Source organism: Burkholderia sp. IT-111MI5 (genome assembly GCF_949752865.1).
Taxonomy (GTDB): Bacteria; Pseudomonadota; Gammaproteobacteria; order Burkholderiales; family Burkholderiaceae; genus Burkholderia; species Burkholderia pyrrocinia_C.
This window is the reverse complement of the sequence record NZ_CATKIF010000015.1, coordinates 79,519-97,385: the sequence shown is the minus strand read 5'-3', so window position 1 is coordinate 97,385 and position 17,867 is coordinate 79,519. Positions and strand designations below refer to the sequence as shown.

The window sequence follows — 17,867 nt, the reverse complement described above, 5'->3', positions numbered from 1 at the left end:
GTTTGGATCCCCTCTAAAGAGGGAGAGGACATTGGCCATCGGATTGACTATGGTGCGGTGGAACGACTGCGATTCCTCGCGGAATTCTGCAATGTCGAGCATGCAGAGCCGGGCCTCGATCAGCTATATGACACCATGGAGCGGCTGATTGCCGATTGGCGTCCGCAGTGGGTCACTCTTTGGGATACGCCAGCACTTGTGCAGGAGATGGCGACGCTGGACCGGTTCGTTGCGGGCCGCGGAGCGACCATTCGGATGCTCGTCCTGGAGAAGCTGCTCGATGCGCTACCACATGCCCGGTCCAGCCACTGGCGACAGCTGATCGACCTCCCCGAGGCCACCTGGGGCTGGCAGCAACGCAACGGGCAGAAGTTCTTTGAGGGCCTACGTTCGTACATGAACGGAGGCTGGCGAAATGATCTTGATAGCTGCGAAGATTTGTACGACAGGCAGCAGCTGGTTGAAAATTTGTCCGAGCTGGCGCAGCGCAAGCAGCGGTCACGATTCTTCGCGGCGCCGCTACGTGAAGCTCGCGACGAGATTGCCGCCATTGCGGATCAAGCAGAAGAACCCACACGCGGGACTGGATCGCCTAACCAGAATCTCCCCCGAAGTTCGCTAAACGAGAGTGAAGTCAAAAGCATGTTCCAGACACTGCTGTTGGACGGATCATGAGCACAACGATTGGACATGTCGTTTTCAGCCCGAACGAGTGCTCGTGCGTGAGCGCATCTCGCTGCTCTGAACTGGTTATCAAATGGATATAAAATTCATCGCGCTCGTGACCAGCATACGCCTCATAGAAAGAGGCTGGCACCCTAGTTTGCCAGTCGCAGCCCACGGAGCGGTCGCTTCGGGGCTTGATTCTGCTTCTGGTTGTGGGACTGTAGTGCCATCCGAGGATGACACGCGATTAGGCCTGCAAAAGCACAACGCAATGACGATAGCGATCAGGACGCGCCCTTCACCAGAAGCTGCATGTTCAGCGAGCGGGTGCTCAGGCCGGCCTTGTTAAAGCGGTACCGCATATAGGATGAAATGTCTTCCTCATGCGACGATACGATGAGTTGACGCGATTTAAGCTCGCAGCGAAGCAGATCAGTGAGTGAGGCTACATTGACCTCATCCAGAGACTGGGAAGGATCATCAATCAGGATCAGAGGGACACCGGCGTAGACCTTGTTGAGAGAAAGGAAGAACGCCAAACTCAGGGCCGAAATCTGCCCTGAACTCATGGCAAGGACCGCATCATGGTCCGACTTTTCGGCCGTGACGAATCTTAGCTGCTTGCCATCGCGACTTTCGATAAAGAGGCCCAGACCACGCTGGTAGTTCTGGATAAGGCGCCCACTGTAAATATGGAAGATCAGCTCAATTTCCGAGATGGTATGGTCCGCATAGGTACGCTCCACCTCTTCGAGCGTGTTACGCAGCCTGCGCATCTTTTCGCTAGCCCGGGCAGCAGCGCTATTCTCACTCTGGATTTGTTTCAACGACTCAAGAGACTTCTGCAATCTGGCATTTCTTGCTTCGTTGGCCTTGATGGAAACGTAGCGACGCTTGTCTGCCAGTGCCTGCTGCTCGACAAGGTAAAAATCCTGAACGTCACCGAAGCTACCAGTGAGGATTCGCTGCCAGTCCTCGGGCAAGGATTCGGTCTCCGCGGTTCTTTTGCTGCGCATGGACGTGAGCAAATCCTGCAGACGAGTGTCCACCTCTTCCGCATTCGCGGTGAACGCATAGCTGGCCGACGTGCCGGCACCCAGAAGTCTCTCAGCCAGTTGCTCAATGACGGGCAGGCGAACCCGCTCTCGGGTTAGGGCCGTGTGCAGCGCCTCATTGTAGCCACTAGACAATAAGGATTCCTGGGTGCTCACGTGCGTGGCGATCGACGCCAGCGCTTCGGTCATCCGGGTGGTCAACTCGACCAGGGCCTTCCCATTGACGCTCAATGTATTGGCGACCGCCTGAGACCTGCCCTCAATGGCCTGCACCATCGCGAGGTGCGCCTTCCAGTCGGCACCACACAGTGGACAAGCCTGATCTTCGGGATAGATCTTGGCATGCTCCTCGAGCAGTTCAGCTTTCAGGCGAGTCAGTTCAGCCGCGACAGCAGCATTTGCCTGATCCAGCTGGCGTAAGCTATCACGCGCGGCAATTTGCTCGTCGAACACTCTCAAGCGCTCCGCGTCCCAGCCCGGGAGTCTCTGCGCCTCTCCGCGCGTGATAACCGTCGCGCCACGCTGGAGAACAGCTTTCGCATTGGCTAACAGATCGAGTTCCTTCCGCACGTTGTCCAGCGCATCCAGCTTTTTGATATCCGTTCCGAATTGGGCAAGACTTCGCAAGGAAGTCATGTTCTGCGCCACATCCGCCTCGATCTGCTCATTTTGCACCCTCACCCGGACAGCGTTTTTGAGGGGAAGGAGCTCATGCAGCTTCCGGATGGATTCCTGATACTGGTCAAAGAGATCGGACGAATAGGCCGGAAAGGGATTCTCCGCGTCCCAGCCAGGCTGCGGGGAAGCCGTCGACAGCTTCCTGTATTCGACGTTGCCCTGATCAGCGTGATTGATGGCTTTGAGCGCTTCACATTCAGCGGTTAGCTCACGCTCCCGGTCCTGACGCGTTGAATCCTTGAGATACCTGACAAATCCGCGCTCAAATTCCTTGCAGTTCGCAATCTCCGTCTGGATATCGGTGATGTTGAATAGACTCCCCAACACATCCCTTCTTTGATCTACCCGTGTGAACAACAGCTGGTTCTGCCCTTGCTCAAGGTAGTTCAGAAAGCCAAAATTTTCCCTAAAATTTCTTCCAAAAAGTTCATCGATATATTTATCGTCACGCTGATTTTCTGAAGAAAAATCAGATGACGAAAAATCTGACAATTCGAACAAACCGAACTGGGAGAAGCTATCCGCACGGTTGAGTTCCTGATCCTTTAACGATTGGGCGGCAGCATATCTTGCCAGCACGAGCGTGCGATCATCGTTCAGGAACTCAATCTTGATGAGCAGATCGCTCTCCCCGGTCCGGACGTTCCAGAAGAGATTGTCTTCGTATTTTTTCTTGTAGGCGGTCATCAGCCTCAAGAAAAGATTGTTGATCCTTTTGATCTTCCCCGTGAGCAGCAGCTCGATCGCATCAAAAATGCTGGTCTTGCCAAACCCATTTGGACCATCGAGCGTCACGAGCGATGAGCCGTCGATGTCCAGCAAAATGTGCTTGAACGCCTTGAAACTCGAAACTTCAATCCTTGATATTTGCCAGCTCATCGTCAATCATTCCCTTGATCAAACTTTCCAGATTATTTTTGTTCAATTTCTGGATGCTCTCGTAGGTTGCTGTCAAACCAACCTCACTCACCGCTCCCTGTGCCTGCATTCGCAACGGGACAAGTTCGCGTTTGACGAATGGCAGTTCAAGGAAAGGCAATTTGATAAAAATTTTGGCCGCCACGCTATACTGCGTCGCAGTCAGTGGTTGGTCCTTATACTGGTCGAACAGTGCCTTATCGGCAATGGTCGCCTGAATGTCCTTATAGGATTGATCGCGCAGCGTACCGTCCTCAGCATCACTGTAATAAAGCACATATTTCTTGAAGAAGTGGGGATCTTCCTCGATGGCAAATATTTTTTCTTCGTGATTTTTAAAATCAGCCAGTTGCTTCAGATGATGCACACATATCAGATCGCAATTCTTCCTGAATGAAGGATTGCTTGAAAAGACCTCGGGCACCAACTGGTTCATCGCTGCATTAAGCCTGGACGGATCTATAAGCTCCTCCAGCTCGTGCAGTATTACGAACCGGACGGCCGAGCTTGATTCCCGACAATAAAATCGGGCGGATGGGGTTTCCAGTACGTTGATGAAGTGATGTGCGATGAGAGCCTCATGAATAAGTTCAATGATCATTGAGCCTGGCCTCCGCATCCTGCTTTGTCACAATACTGATACATAGCGTTTTGGTGATATTACTGTCGATGCGCTCCTGCGTCTCCTGTTCATCGAGGTCCGCGCTGACAGTGTATTTTGTGTCGACCAAAAATGTTCTTTGCGCCATCGCGGCTATAAGGTTGTTGTACTCATATAGCAGTTTGAGCAGATGATCATTGCTCTTCATCTCCCCGCGAATGTTCACGGCGCATTCGTCATGCTCCTCGCTTTCGTGCAGGTTCAGCGCGGTAGGGACATAGAACTTGTTTTGTTTGTCCCGGTAGTGAGGAAGCGTTTCGAGAATCGGCTCGACACCCATCTTCTGGATGAGGTCCGCGTAACGCCGGATATCTTCCTTCTGTATGTGCGAAAAGCGCTCTGATGGCTTCATCATCTGGCACAGAGTTTTCAGCTCATCGGCCCTGGTATCCCGGATGTGCTCATACAGCCGCCTTGCCCGTTGATAGGCTACGTCGGTCATATCAGGAAGGGCCTTCTCCAGCCTCGCTTCCAAATGAGCATGAAGCCGGCTCTTCAATTCGATCGCGTAGTACACGGTGTCATCGTACGGATTCCTGTTCAGGATATCCTGAAGGATGCTTTCCCCGGATATCCGGTTCGTATATGCGGCCTTTCGTTCCGAGTCGCCATCGACCTGAATTTTCTTGTGAATCTCGATGGCCTTGGAACTGATCCTCTCCGACAGCACGCAGTAATTGGAATCGAGTAGATTATCGCTTAATTCAATCGATCTGCTTGCGCAGATTTTTGAAATCAATGCCTTGGTTAATGTTTCAATACCATCCAGCGCACAATATTTGTCGCCACCGTACGAATAGAACTTGACAATTTCACCATTCGCATCCACGTGATCAGTCGTGTCTGAGATTGCGACCGAGACATGAAAATAGCGCACAGTCCCCGCGATTCGATCAAGTTCGATTTTTGCCGATTTTTCGAGCGCTGTTGCGTAGCTTGACCGATAAATTCCCACCTTCGCTTTGACCTGGTGAGCGCTGGACAATGTTCCCTGCCTGTAGATTGCGAAATCATCAGTACTGTCGAGCTGAAGCTCAAAGTCAACGCATCCTTGGAGGATGAGGGTAAGACAGTGATAAAGCGCAATCTTCCCTTGATATACAAAACCACTCCAGGATGAAATGGCACTATCTGGATAGTTTTCGTCTTTTTCGTTCATACCGGCCCCGTGCATGCCGCCATATACCCCTTTACCATATGAAAATATCACGAACCGGAAGTGTTTTTCAGCCTTGATATCCCGATCCTCGCTGGCTAGCAGATCAAGCACTGCATCGCCGTCACATCGTCCAAGTAAGCCGTGCGTGATACGACTTCGCCCAGATCGGAGAGAAGCCCTTTTTATGGACCCGGCGCCTGAAGCAGGAGGCGGAAACCGGTTGAAGTGCTTGCGCAATCGCGATCAAGGTGCGGTTATGCCAGGTTCTTCCGTGCCAGCGCTCTTCCGTCCGATCTGCGGGCAGCAGCCCGGCGCACCTAGTCCCGGGAGCAAGCACCGCAGGCAACGTACTTCCGGAGGGATCGCCGCGGCGGGCCGCCCCCGCTGCCTGGCCTGCAGTGTGCTGCCGCGCTCAACCCAGATGGCACCGCGCGACGGTATGAGACCGGAGCACGGGTCGCACTCCCGCCCGCTCAGATGAGGATAGGCCCGACGAAAACTCGCTTACATCATGGCACTGTTTACTAGGGGCCGCTCAAAAGGGACTTTGCTAGAAGCCCATTGGCTCTATTGAAGGGGGCAGGTCACGCGCAGCACGGCTGTTGGCTGGTGCTCGTGCGTGCATTGCTTTAACCTCCACTTGCTGTCGCCGGTGTCTTCTCTCTGTCTTGTTCTAGGATTGGCGAGTGTAACAAGATGTTTCTGCCCATCGCAACGACAGTTTCCATTGTGCTTTCCTCGTGCCGACATGGAAGCCCGATTTGTTGACGGCTCGGGCGCAGCGCTCGCCCCCCCTTACCCAGGCTTCAGGTAAATAGGGACACTTAATGTGCATTACCTTAGCCCGTCCACCTTTCTTAGCTGTGCAGCTAAATTGGCTAATTTTGCTAAAGTATAGCCTTTGTTCTATGCTATGCTGATCAGCAAAATTACCATCCCTGCTTACGCCCATGGAAAAGCCCGCTCAGAGTCAGAAGGTGACGGCCCGCCTCACCTACGAGGCCGAGGTCGCGGACGAGCTCTGCGCCGCTCTCGCAGAGGCCACAGATGGGCAGATCGTCACCCGCCAAGCCGAACAGCCGACCGGTGACGGATTGAGGCTCGATCTCCTGATCACGCTTCTTGCCGGCGGCAAATCGGCCGATATCGCCGTGGAAACGCTTCGCCACGCCTATCCGCGGGATATCCGAGAGGCGATCTGGAGGCTCGACGAATACAAGCTCGCGTCCGAGCGCCCGCAGGACTTGCTGACCATGGTTGCTGCTGAGTCGCTGAGCCCTGGCGCAAGGGACATGCTCCGAAAGCGCGGGATTGGCTATTTCGAGCGGAATGGCAACCTGTTTCTGCGTTGGCGCAATTGGTTCATCAACATCGAGCGCCCGGAGCAGGCGTCGGCAAGGAAGGCGGTCACCGCACTGTTCACCGACGCACGTGAAATGGTCGTTCACGCGCTGCTGGAGCACCGAAACGAATGGATTACCGGGGGCGACCTCGCCTATATGACTAAGAGCTCCTCCTATACGTGCTCCGTGGTGCTGCAGGAGTTGGAGCGGCGTGAATGGTGCGAGTCCGTTGGTGCTGGCCGCACGATTCGACGACGATTGATTAGACCGAGGCAACTGCTGGACGCATGGGCCGAGCACTGGACAAAGCGCGAGGAGCAACGCACCCGCTGGTACTCTTTTGCGGATCGCCCCGAGGTGCTGCTTACGCACTTGTCGCACAAGCTCAGCAAGAGCGGGGTCTCGTTCGACTACGCATTTACTGGCACGGCCGCCGCAAACCTCTACGCTCCGTTGCTTACCAGCGTAGATACCGCCGAGATCATTGTCTCGCCGGGACACGCTGAGCAGCTTGCGAAAACGCTTCAGCTCAAGCCAGCCGACAAGGGCGCAAATGTCACTCTGGTCGAGCGCACCGGCGCGAGCTTGTTGTTTCGCGACTTACGCGGCGTACGTCCCGATGAGTATCCGTCCTATTTCGCCAGTCCTTTCATCCTCTACCTCGACCTGCTCGACGGCCGCGGCAGAAACAAGGAGTTGGCCCAACACGTTCTAGAACGACTGGAGTTATAAATGGCCAATGGAGCCAAACCAGCCAACGCCATCGGCTACGATGCAGACGTGACAACCGCATGCGAGCGCACCTTGCTCACCCTGCTCGGCGCATTCGGCAGCCTCAAGAATACGTTGCGACTCGTGGGCGGTCTGGTGCCACGGTACCTTACGCCTGAAGCGCCGCCTGACGTGCCCGCACACGCTGGAACCTCTGACGTCGACGTCGTCCTCAACATTCAAGTGATCGCCCAGGGCGATGGCTACGCTGCGTTGGCCGACCAGCTTGCTGCGCGTCGATTCGAGCGGCACGTGAATCCTGAAAACGGTAAGCCGTCTTCGTGGCGGTGGCAGCGGCGAGTGAACGAGCATATGTTTGTGCTCGTTGAGTTCCTTCGCGACGCTGGCGACGCGCAGCCCGGGAAACCGGTAAACGTCGACGGTGAACGTGTCTCCGCGCTAGCCGTAAAGTACGCCGGCATCGTGCATGAATGGTTTCAGGAACGGGAGATCACGGGCAAATTGTTGGACGGTGGAGGTATCTCTACTGAGCTGGTTCGCTTTGCCGACGTGCCTGCCTTCGTCATTCTGAAGGCCTTGGCGCTAGACGACCGCATGGAAAACAAGGATGCGGCCGACCTCATCCATGTGCTGCGGTACGCGGGGAAGATCGACGAGGTTGCCGAACAGTTCGTGCAGCGCGCGTTGTCGCAGACCCATCCCGGCGCGATCGAAGCAGGACTCTCGGCCCTGCACCGCCGCTTCTGCGATGACGAACATGGCGAGGGATACGAAAAGGTCGGATCAGTCGGTTACGCGAAATTCCACTACCAGGCCGACGATGATGCCTTGGTGCGAGACCAGCGCTTTGCGTCGGGCCTCGTTCAAGCGCTCCTTGATGAATTCAACGCCAAGCTCGCCGAACGCCAGCCAAAGACTTGACGCCGTTCGCTTTCTAGGGGAATCACCCGAACTTCGCGGGCGATGCAGGAAACCGACTACCCGCCCACGGCAGGCGATGTGTAAGGCGTAGCTGCGGAACTTGACGCACACAACGTTCGGTAGGCTCAGACGGCGTACCCCTCCGATCACAAACGGCACCACTATCAACCGCACCGGCATCATCGAGACGCAGGCCACGGTCCGCCCCTGCTAGCATGACGTCGAATAGATCGTGTGAAACATCTGACCAGGCACGCCGGCGCCTCTTCGCAGCCGTTCAAATAGGACTTGCTGACCACGTGGTCGAGGCCAGTGTCCAGTATCAACGCGAGGGCGCCTACCTCGGAAACGTGCGCCCGACCAGCGTTCCAGGCGGCAGAGCTCGATGCAGAAGTCGCACTTGAGCGGAACGTCGAGATACATCCGTGTCTTCAGGCGGGTCCAGCTCAATTCTCTCCGCACTGCGGAGAGAATTGGTTCGTCAGGAAAGACCTAAGCACACCCACGCATTGACGCAACTGCTGCTCGCTCCAGCCACTTCCATACTAGGCGGTCAGCGCACGGGCAAGCGCCGGAGCGGTTTGTTGCGAATTGCCGGTGCGCTCACCGCGCCGCACATCTTCCCGAACATGACGGCCGATCTGCCAGTAGAGCAACGTCAATGCAGCATCGACGGCGACCGCCGCGCCAGCCCGCGCGGCATTGACCATGCGGTGAACGTCAGCCACCAGGGAAGCAGGATCAGCTCGGTCGCCTTATCAGGATCGAAGAAATCGGTGCCGGCAGGCAGCGCCAAGCCATGGCCACGTTATCGGAATCTCGATAGCGGCGGAACCCTGGCGAGCGCGCTCCCGCATTCTCCCCGCGCCGCGGAGAGAATGCGCCCATCGTCATCTTCCGGCTGCCGGCGGCGAGATCGGGCGGGTATACGCACTTGCCGTGTCCGCAGCAGCCGCTCCCACTGCGGCAGATACAAAAGTAGTTAAACGAGTCACGAAATCAGTCGCAGGCGCATGCCTGTTCCGAAATGAAGGGTAACCTAGCCTTTACTATGTTCTCCTTCATTCCGCCGGATCCTGCCTCGAAATGGACCACTTCGGCGGAGCGCATTGCGCCCCTCTTTCACTGCACAACCGCGCACGTCCTAACTCGCCCCCTGAAGTTGCTACGAAAAAACTGTCAAACTTCCGCGTCCACACGCGCACCACACGTCGGTCGCGCTAGCTTGCAAACTCATCCGTCTATCAACGCGCATCACACGCTCGGCGTGATGCATGACCGCAGTCAAACAACGCTCGTGTCCCTGTCCGATCCGACCGGCAAGCCAAACTCCGGATTCGCCGCGCCTCTCGACGAACACTAAAAAGACACTAAAAATTGCGGCGCGAACAGGTGCTCGGTAAACATGGGCGGCTCACCCGCTCGAAGGCCCTTGCCAGCCGGAGCTTCAACGGATTCCAGCGCACCTCGACGGAACACCCAGACATCACAAATCATTTAACTTTGGATCGTGTCTGTTCCGTGAGCCAATGCCTGTAAGGCTTTCCGTTCCAGCCCCCAATACAGCTACGACAATGCGCTGGCCGAAACGATCAACGGCCTGTACAAGACGGAACTGATTCATCGGCGCGCCCCTTGGAAAACGAGGGAATCCGTCGAACTGGCAACGCTGGAATGGGTCGCCTGGTACAACCTTCATCGCCTGATGGAACCGCTCGGCTATATCCCGCCTGCTGAAGCTGAGGCAAACTACTACAGGCATCTCGGAAACGTTGATGAAGTGCCTGCATTAACTTAAACCAACTGGCCTCCACGATTCCCGGTGCGGTTCATCTGGAGATTCTCAAGCCTGGAAGAGCGCATGAACCTGCGGGCACAGCACTATGCCGCAGGACTATGGCCGCCTGACGGCGGCCCCCAGCAGATCGAGAAGGCGGCCTCGACGATTTGCCTGCCTGAAGCGTGGTCGCCGATGTGCTGAGGTCAGTGAGAGCGATGTGCAGATCCTGAGCACGTCGCTCAGCGACTATGGATAGATGGGAGCCGCATGCTGCGGAACCAGCACAGACTATTGGGACGGAACGATAGTGATGATGTCAGAAAATCCAGCGATCGCCCTCGTCGGGCCGGGGGCCATCGGCACGACTGTGGCGGCGGCCCTTCATGAGGTCGGACGCACACCGACCATTTTCGGCCGCTCAGCGCACGAACACCTGGAACTGCGCTTCGACGGCGGTCATATCGTGGTACCTGGACCTGTGCGAACCAATCCGGCCGAGGTCGAAAATACATTCGACCTGGTTTTTGTCGCGGTGAAATCAACACAGGTGGACGCGGCAGCGTCGTGGCTTTCTGCCCTGTGCGGGAAGAGAACTGTTGTCTGCGTGTTGCAAAACGGCGTTGAACAGAAAACGCTCTTCGCGCCTTACGTGCCCGACAGTCTAGTCTTACCTTCGGTGGTATGGTTCCCTGCCCAACGCGAACCTGACGCCTCGGTCTGGCTACGGGGCAAAGCGCGCCTCACATTGCCAGACACGCCGGAGAGCAGCATCGTCCTTGCGGCGTTGAGAGGCACGCGATGTTCGGTCGACGTCGTGGCCGACTTCACGTCCGTCGCGTGGCGCAAGCTTTTACAGAACGCGGTCGCCGGTTTAATGGTTCTCGCGGGTCGTCGCGCTGGCATGTATTCCCGCACCGACGTTGCCGGGCTGGCTCTAGCCTATTTGCAGGAGTGTCTTGAGGTTGCTCGGGCAGAGGGTGCGACGCTGGGCGACGAGGTCCCGCAGGCGATCGTGGATGCATTCCGTAGTTACCCGGCCGACCTGGGCACTTCGATCCTCGCCGACCGACAAGCTGGCCGTCCCCTTGAATGGGACAGCCGAAACGGAGTCGTGCAGCGTTGTGCTCGATCACACGGAATTCCTACGCCGATTAGCGATCTGGTCGTGCCACTTCTGGCAGCCGCGAGCGACGGCCCGGGCTAAGATTTCCCGTCGATCTGATTTCGATCTATCGTGCCGTGACTCGCCGCTCTGTCGGCCGCTGCGTCCATGTTGTATAAAGCAGTTCGGCGCGATTCTTTGCAGCGTCGCCCGTAAAAGTCACGCGTGGCTCGTTCGCGCCGAGACCGAACAGCAGGCTACGAGGAGTATGTCCTCGCGCGGCAATCGCTCCGATGCCGCCGATGAACATTTCTTTAGCCGCCACGCGGCGAACGCGAGACGAACTTGCGCGCACACCGGGAACCCGGCGAACGACGGCTCAGCCGTAGCACGCGACCGCTTCCCACATATCGGGTAGTGCGTTCGCTTGAGGAATCATACCGCCCGGCCAGGAGAAGCCAATTTCTCTATTTTTTTCGATTCCGGTGATTTGGAGATTTTTTTCTACTTGTTCGGTGCTCTGATCAACACATACATATCCGAAGCGCAGGGGCAGGCCGGCGCGCTCGCCTGGCACCGCGCACGGACACGAACACCGACACGAGCATCGTGAATAGTAACGACCCGCCGCTCGAGCAAAGCCCGGGGGAGCCCTCGTCGCACTTTCGCACCGCTTTCGTTGAACGCCCCAAATACTCCGATGCGTCCTTTCCGGAAGCAACGATCCTCGCGAACGCCCGTTCGCTCGTCGGTTGCCTTGGGCCGGCGGCCAGCGCGTCGCTAGCGCGAAGTCAGCAGAATCTTCAGGATTCCTGCACGGCAATCCAACCTCAGAAATTGTGGGCCAATCCGATCATGAACATGTCCTGGTCCGTGTTGTTGCCGGTCGCGACACGGTTGAAGCGGAGATTCGCAGTCCAGTCCTTGGTAAATTCATAGCCGATCTGCGCGCTGAGAAGCGCAGCAAGCTTCATCCGGTTGGACGGCGCACTCTTGTCGTATGCAAGATAGGGGCCGACTCCGGCACTGAGACTCCATCTGCTCAAGATTGGCGCAACGTACCAGAGTTGGGCTGCGGCGCCCCTTCTGGCAGCGACGTCGTTGACGCCCTCGTAAACGAAGCTTGCCGAATATGCCCAGGCATTGCCGATCGGTCGTTTGAGCTCGACCATGTACCCCTTCTGGATGGGAACCCGCGGCCGGTTCGTTTGCGAGGTTCCGGCCCAGACGCTCAGCTGAGTCCTGCCGTCGGACAGAGACGGATGAGGGTCGCCGCCGAATCCCGAGCCGATGCCGAACAGCACCATGTCGGATGAGTGGCCGCCCGCGATCTGAACACGGTTGTACTGCGCCTTGAGATAGATGCCATTGGGCGTAAGCTCGTAGCGTAACGCAGCCGACGCGCGGATTCCGAGACGCTTCTCGTTGCGCGCCCCATCACCGACGTGTGTCGTGTTCATGCTGAAGTACGGACCTGCCGCAAACTCGAGCGCCGTCCTTCCGCCAAGCGGCAAGCGCGCCGCGCCGAGCAGCGCGAAACCGTCGCGATGGTTGTCCGTCGGATGGCCTTCGTTCAGATAGGCGACGAACACCGACGCGTAATCGTTCAGTGCCTGGCCAAAGCCGACTTCGTAAGCGCGCCAGTGCATGTTGCCGCCCTCGCTCGCACGGCCATTCCCATAAACGGCGTATGCGTCGAATGTGCGTTGCCCCGGGGCGGGCCCGCTCGACGGGCCCGGCGCGCCTTCATCGGCATTCGCAAAGCCCGCGACAGCCAGGCCAACGGCGGCGACGAACGCATAACGGAAGCGAACATCAGAGTGTTTTCCCATTCCGGCACGCTCCAGCAATAACAATGGCAACAAACCAGAGGATCGAATCGCGCCGCGATCTGCAGGCGCCGGTATCCCTGGCGCCTTATAGCGCTCGCCGCGAGCGCTCACGCCTGGCCACCTCTCCGACGACAGTCGGCCATCACCGCGTGGCGGCCGGTGCCGCCGGCTCGACAGCGCGCCTGATGGATGCCGAGGTGTCCATCACGTCCATGTCGAGGTTGCTTTGGGCGACCTGGACCGCCTGTTGGCCGGTTCGCTGCAGTGTTTCGCAAAACGCGCTTGGCGGCAATCGCCGAATCCAGCGACGCGCCGGCGGGCGCACTTTTCGCGACGTCCGCCACCGGCGTCCTGACTGATTGATCCTCATTTACCGGATCGTCATTTCCAGAAACCGCGAGCGATCGCGCAGCGGATGGCCGTCAAGTGCCGGCGGCGAGACGCGGGCCCGCGCCAAGCGTAGTGAACTCGGCTTCAGGTCGTAGCGACGGCAGCGCGTGTACCCAAGGATCGATGCCCTGCTGCTGCACTTCTTCGAGAAACGCAACGCGCGTGCTCCAGTAGCTTGCTCGCAATTTCGCATCGATGACACGCTGCTCGGCAGCGAACAATTCCATGCGTGCAGTCACCAGCATCGACGCGGCGGTTTTTTCCGGCGTCGGGGCGTGACGCATCGCCCAACGGCTGATCCAGTTCACCATGCTGCCCCCCGTAAGAATGGACCCGAATTGGGCAATCGCGATCGGCCGCGCGCTTGTCACGCTGCGTTGCGGCGGCCACCGAACGTCGCCACTCGGGTTCCAGGCGCCATCGACACCTCGCATCGATGGCGATCGCCTCGGCATACGCGCGCGGCTTATCCATCCTATGAACACTTTCCGGTTTGCGCGATACGGGTTTGCATCCTTCGACACGTTTCATTCTTGAATCCGTGCATCGCACATGCGACTGTCCATTTCCATAGAAGCAGTGAATACGCTGGCCACGGACGGCACCGTGAGCCTGGTGCTGATGGAAGCAGCCGGCTTGAACGTAGCGAACGTGGTGTACGAGATGTTGTTCGACGATCACGACGTGAAGATCAACTGCGCGGTGGCCGATTTCGTGGTCACCCATGGCGCGCTCAGGACGCTGCGCGGTGTCCCGCCGCCGTTGCGCCGGCAGGCGATCGCGGTGCCGCCGCCGCGGGGTGCGCGGGCGACGGGGACGCGGCGGCACCAGGCCCGGAAGGCGGCTGCGGCGCGGACGTGTGCGCCGCGGCCGGTGGCGAAGAAGAAGACGGCGACGAGGACGGTTGGCCGGCGCCGGCCCCCCCTGCCGAGCCTGAAGCGGCGGAACCGGAAGCCGCAGGCGCCGCGCCGGGCGGCGGGCGCAGCCCGCCGTCGAGCGAGGTCCGGCGGGCGGCCAGGTCGGCCTGTTCGGCGCTGCGCTGGGCGGCGCGATCGGAGGACAGGCGCGCCGCTTCGGCATCCGGATTGATCGTGTTGACGCGGATGCGCTCGACGTCGCCCACGCCCGCCAGCCGGTTCAACGGCACGTAGTCCGTACGAAACACCAGTTCGACGCCGCTCGTCAGGTTGACGTCGGCGTGCGAACTCTCGGTCGTCTGGGTCCGGTCGGTCGACACGTAGCCGATCGTGCTCTGCACATTGGCCTCCGCGCCCCAGGGCCCGAAGCGTGCGCCCCCGCTCACGCCCACCGTGTTGCGCGTGTCGAATTGCGAGCCGCGGTCGTTGGCGGCGGCGCTGCTCGCGTCGATATGGAAATTCATCGCGGCGTTGAGCCGCCCGCTTTCGATGACGATGCGCTGCAGGCCCATCTGCACCATCGTCGCGAGCAACTGCTGGCGGTTGCGGGCCAGCACCTGCTGCGCGAGCGGCACCAGGCGCTCGGGATCGGAAGCCGGGACCGCGTCGCCCGGCCCCATTCCCAGTGCGCTGCGCAGCGCCGCTTCGGCCGGCGGGGACGCGCCCGGGCGCAACGTCAGCCGGGTCGCGGCATCGCGCTCGGCCTGCAGCTCCTGCTGGCGCTGGCGGCGCTCGTCCGGCGGCAGGCCCGCCAAGTCGTCGGTATCGTCCGCGGCATCGTCGTCGCCGGTGACCTGGTAGGCGGCGGGGAAATGCTCGGCCAGCCACTGCCGCGCGCCGGCGATGCCGACATTGCTGTCCGCGAAGCCTTCGGTGGTCTGCGCGACGTTGCGGATCAGGTCGACGAACGCGGTCAGCTGCTGCTGGTTCGAATCGTTCATCGCCTTGAAGACACCCGTGATCAGCTCGGTCACGAAGCGCGGGAACGACACCGCGTTGAGCACCGCCCGGGTGGTGCCGGCCATCCGGCCGATGGCGGTGCCCGAATAGTCCGAGCCGGCGTTCTGCGCGACGGCCATCGCCGCACCGGGACGCGCCGCGAGTGCGTCGTGGTCGAGCGCGATCGAGCCGATCCGCACCAGCCCGGACGCGAGATCGCGGCGCGTGGCCGGATCGAGGGCGCCGAAGCCCTGCTGCGCGGACAGCAGTTCGCGGACACGGTGGCGAACGTCGGGCCGCAGCACCGGCGAACGCGCAGGGCGCGCGGCCGCCGCCATCTCAACGGCTCCGCCGCGCGTCGCGCGTCCCGCGACGCATGGCGCGCGGCCGGGGTGGCGACGGCACGTCCACCGCCCTCGGCATCCCGGTTGTGCCGTCCGCATCGCGACGGCCTGAGCGACGAGGTTTCATGTCAGCGTCCGAGTGCCGCCCACGGGTTCTCCGGCGCGGCCGGCCCCAAAGCCGGCGGCACGCCGCGGCCGGCGTCAGGCGCGGCAGGCGCCTGGCCGTCGGGTTTCTCGCCGAGGCCGAGCGTTGCCTCGATCCATTCGGCGGCGGCGGCGATCACCGGGTTGTCGGCGGTCACCAGCGGCGCCGCGCCGCCCAGCGCATCCGCGACGTCCGCCAGCCACGCGATCACGGTCATCCCGGCCCTGCCGCGCCGAACATGGGCGGCGGGCTGGCGCGGCGGCTGGCGCGAGAGCCGGCCGATGCCGGCGACCACGCCCCAGATGTCGTGCGCACCGAAGCCTTGACGCATGTCGGCATGGCCGAGGATCGCGAACGCGTCCCTGAGCATGCCGACGATCTCGCCGGCCATGAACGCGGTCACGCCGGTACACGCGGCGCCGAGGTTCTGCGCGAGCGAGCGGGCGGCGTTGCGGACCCGCGCCTGGTGCCCGAGATCTCCGCGCGGGTCGGCGCCGGGCGTCTCGTCGAGTTTGTAGAGCGCCTCGCAAAGCGCGAGCATGCACTCCTCGAACTGGACGTTGCGCTCGGCATCCGCCGCCGCCGGGCCGTACGCGGTGCCGAACAAGCGCGAATAGAACGCCGCGCGTTCGCCGGCCGCCAGCTTCTCGGCGCGGTGGCGCCACCAGTTGGCGACCAGCGGCCCCGCGCCGCCGAGATCGACGCCGACGGCGCCGCTCGCGGACAAGCCGGTGAGCGCCTCGACTGCGGGGATCACGCCCGCGGGCTCGAGATCGGCCGCCAGATAGAGCGACGCGAGCGCCCGCAGCTGCGCCTTGTCGACGCGCGCGGCAACGGGATCGGGGATCGCGATGTCGCCGAGCTCGTCGAGCGCGAAGGCCAGGCCGTGCGCGGTCGCGCGCTCGACGAGCCGCTCCCCCGACCGGATCGCGACCGCGAGCCCGGCATCCGCCAGCGGGGCGATGAGCATGCGCGCCATGATTCAGTGCTGCCCGGCCGGCAAGCCGGCGGCGGGGGCCGGCTTGTTGGGGTTGTACGGCGTCGAGTTGCCCTGGATCACCGACATCATCTCGGGCGTCGCCATCTTGTCGAGCGGCAGGTAGTCGCTCTTGAAGTTGACGCGGACCTCGCCCGAGAGCTTCGCTTTCACCTCGGCCTTCGATTCGCTGGTGTCGTCGAGCGCCGACCCGACGGTGGCCACGTGTTCCTGCTGCCCCTCGAACGCTGCGTCGGCCGAATAAGGCGTGTACCAGCTACCGTAGTGGGCGCTGAGCGATTCCTTGTATTTCTGGCTCTCGCGGTCGTGCATCGACGCGGTATAGGTGCGCTTCGCGGTGTCGCTGGCGCGCATGTCGAACACCACCTTGGCGTTGATCGACCCGTCGGTGACGACAATGCGATTGATGCCGAGCATGACCATCGACGACAGCAGTTGCTGGCGCTGCTTCGCCATCTGCAGGCGCGCCGCGGTGACGAGGCGCAGCTCGGACTTGTCGTCGGACAGGTCGGTCACGGGCGGATCGAGGTTGTAGTTGCGGCTGATCTCGGCGAGCCGCTGCTGCGCGTTGTCGCCCTGCGCCACCAGCCGCGACGGAGCCGCGGCGGCCGCCGCGCCGGCGCTGTCGGCGTCGAACGCGTCGGCGCCGTCCTGCGCCTGCACCGACAGCACGTCCGGGAACGAATCGGCGAGATAGTCGCGGCCGGCCCCCTCGCTGATGTTGTCGCTCATGAACTGGGCGGTGGTCTTGGCGACATTGGCGATCAGCTCGCCATACGCGCGCATCTGCTCGATCGAGCTTTCGACGATCGCCTGGAACACGTTCTTGATGAGGCCGCCGACGAATTTCGGGAAATCGACCTTCTGCACCATCTGGCCGAACTGCTCGACGCCCTGCTTGACCGCGCCGGCCTGGAAGTCCTTGCCGGCGAAGCCGGGATCCTGCGACAACTGGCGCTTGGTCGCGGAGACGGGATCGTCGGCCAGCGCGGCGGCGGCCGGCACCGGACGCGGTGCGGCGACGGGGCGCGCGAGGCCGGTAGGCGGCAGTTCGCCGTTCGCCTCGCGCTCGGCGATCTCGGCATGCACGCCGTTGGGATCGGCCAGGTACGCGAGCACCCGCACCGTGTCGGCGGCGATGCGGCGGCGCTCGTCGTCGGGCAGGTCGAGGAACGACGGAATCGCGGTCAGCAGGCGGCGCACCTCGGGGCGCGTCGCGTCGAACGCGGCGGCGCTCGTGGGCGGCCGCACCGGGTGAAGCGCGTCGGGGGGAGCGGACAGGCGCATG

The 17,867-nt window shown here is 60.7% G+C and carries 14 protein-coding genes and 1 pseudogene; 5 read left to right on the top strand and 10 right to left on the bottom strand.

The genetic code is table 11. The annotated features are described in order from the left end of the window. Positions 1-675, top strand: a 675-nt coding sequence (locus tag ACM6JT_RS16665) for a hypothetical protein (protein ID WP_414856880.1), incomplete at its 5' end; no start/stop codon positions are given. A 275-nt stretch (positions 676-950) separates the two neighbouring features. Here the strand turns inward: ACM6JT_RS16665 and ACM6JT_RS16660 are convergent. From ACM6JT_RS16660 to ACM6JT_RS16650, 3 genes are read right to left on the bottom strand one after another with little or no spacing between them, the layout of a single operon-like run. Then, positions 951-3,278 carry an AAA family ATPase gene (locus ACM6JT_RS16660; protein WP_414856879.1) on the bottom strand — a complete coding sequence of 776 codons (2,328 nt, stop codon included), beginning with the start codon at positions 3,276-3,278 and terminating at the stop codon, positions 951-953. Further along, positions 3,253-3,918 carry an ABC-three component system middle component 1 gene (locus ACM6JT_RS16655; protein WP_414856878.1) on the bottom strand — a complete coding sequence of 222 codons (666 nt, stop codon included), beginning with the start codon at positions 3,916-3,918 and terminating at the stop codon, positions 3,253-3,255. Before ACM6JT_RS16655 ends, ACM6JT_RS16660 begins: the two co-directional genes overlap by 26 nt. Continuing rightward, positions 3,908-5,248 carry an ABC-three component system protein gene (locus tag ACM6JT_RS16650; protein ID WP_414856877.1) on the bottom strand — a complete coding sequence of 447 codons (1,341 nt, stop codon included), beginning with the start codon at positions 5,246-5,248 and terminating at the stop codon, positions 3,908-3,910. Before ACM6JT_RS16650 ends, ACM6JT_RS16655 begins: the two co-directional genes overlap by 11 nt. Before the next feature lie 839 nt (positions 5,249-6,087). Between ACM6JT_RS16650 and ACM6JT_RS16645 the strand changes: the two genes are divergently transcribed. Both ACM6JT_RS16645 and ACM6JT_RS16640 read left to right on the top strand, forming a co-directional pair. Further along, complete coding sequence (locus ACM6JT_RS16645; protein WP_414856876.1) at positions 6,088-7,212, top strand: type IV toxin-antitoxin system AbiEi family antitoxin; 1,125 nt, start codon at positions 6,088-6,090, stop codon at positions 7,210-7,212. Next, positions 7,213-8,133: a hypothetical protein gene (locus ACM6JT_RS16640; RefSeq protein ID WP_414856875.1), complete on the top strand. Its 921-nt coding sequence runs from the start codon at positions 7,213-7,215 to the stop codon at positions 8,131-8,133. Positions 8,134-8,678: 545 nt separating this feature from the next. Here the strand turns inward: ACM6JT_RS16640 and ACM6JT_RS16635 are convergent. Together ACM6JT_RS16635 and ACM6JT_RS16630 are read right to left on the bottom strand one after the other, a co-directional pair. Then, entirely contained in the window at positions 8,679-8,795 is a 117-nt protein-coding gene (locus ACM6JT_RS16635; protein ID WP_414856874.1) for a hypothetical protein, read from the bottom strand. Continuing rightward, the gene (locus ACM6JT_RS16630; protein ID WP_414856873.1) at positions 8,792-8,929 is read right to left on the bottom strand and encodes a hypothetical protein; all 138 of its coding nucleotides are present in this window, start codon (positions 8,927-8,929) and stop codon (positions 8,792-8,794) included. The genes ACM6JT_RS16635 and ACM6JT_RS16630 overlap by 4 nt, the downstream gene beginning before the upstream one ends. Positions 8,930-9,679: 750 nt before the next feature. Here ACM6JT_RS16630 and ACM6JT_RS16625 point away from each other — a divergent pair. Together ACM6JT_RS16625 and ACM6JT_RS16620 are read left to right on the top strand one after the other, a co-directional pair. Continuing rightward, positions 9,680-9,931: pseudogene (locus ACM6JT_RS16625) on the top strand (integrase core domain-containing protein); the annotation flags it as partial. 292 nt (positions 9,932-10,223) lie between these two features. Beyond that, a complete protein-coding gene (locus ACM6JT_RS16620; RefSeq protein ID WP_034185036.1) occupies positions 10,224-11,117 on the top strand; it encodes an oxidoreductase in 894 nt (297 codons plus the stop codon). Positions 11,118-11,845: 728 nt separating this feature from the next. On the opposite strand, the gene ACM6JT_RS16615 is transcribed toward ACM6JT_RS16620, so the two are convergent. The 5 genes from ACM6JT_RS16615 to ACM6JT_RS16595 form a co-directional block, all read right to left on the bottom strand. Continuing rightward, positions 11,846-12,847: a hypothetical protein gene (locus ACM6JT_RS16615; protein WP_414856883.1), complete on the bottom strand. Its 1,002-nt coding sequence runs from the start codon at positions 12,845-12,847 to the stop codon at positions 11,846-11,848. A 422-nt stretch (positions 12,848-13,269) separates the two neighbouring features. After that, complete coding sequence (locus ACM6JT_RS16610) at positions 13,270-13,548, bottom strand: hypothetical protein (protein ID WP_034185034.1); 279 nt, start codon at positions 13,546-13,548, stop codon at positions 13,270-13,272. 422 nt (positions 13,549-13,970) lie between these two features. Continuing rightward, positions 13,971-15,431 carry a hypothetical protein gene (locus ACM6JT_RS16605; protein WP_414856872.1) on the bottom strand — a complete coding sequence of 487 codons (1,461 nt, stop codon included), beginning with the start codon at positions 15,429-15,431 and terminating at the stop codon, positions 13,971-13,973. A 134-nt stretch (positions 15,432-15,565) separates the two neighbouring features. Beyond that, entirely contained in the window at positions 15,566-16,561 is a 996-nt protein-coding gene (locus ACM6JT_RS16600) for a hypothetical protein (protein WP_414856871.1), read from the bottom strand. A 3-nt stretch (positions 16,562-16,564) separates the two neighbouring features. Continuing rightward, positions 16,565-17,866 carry a hypothetical protein gene (locus ACM6JT_RS16595; protein ID WP_217589068.1) on the bottom strand — a complete coding sequence of 434 codons (1,302 nt, stop codon included), beginning with the start codon at positions 17,864-17,866 and terminating at the stop codon, positions 16,565-16,567. Position 17,867: the final 1 nt, after the last annotated feature.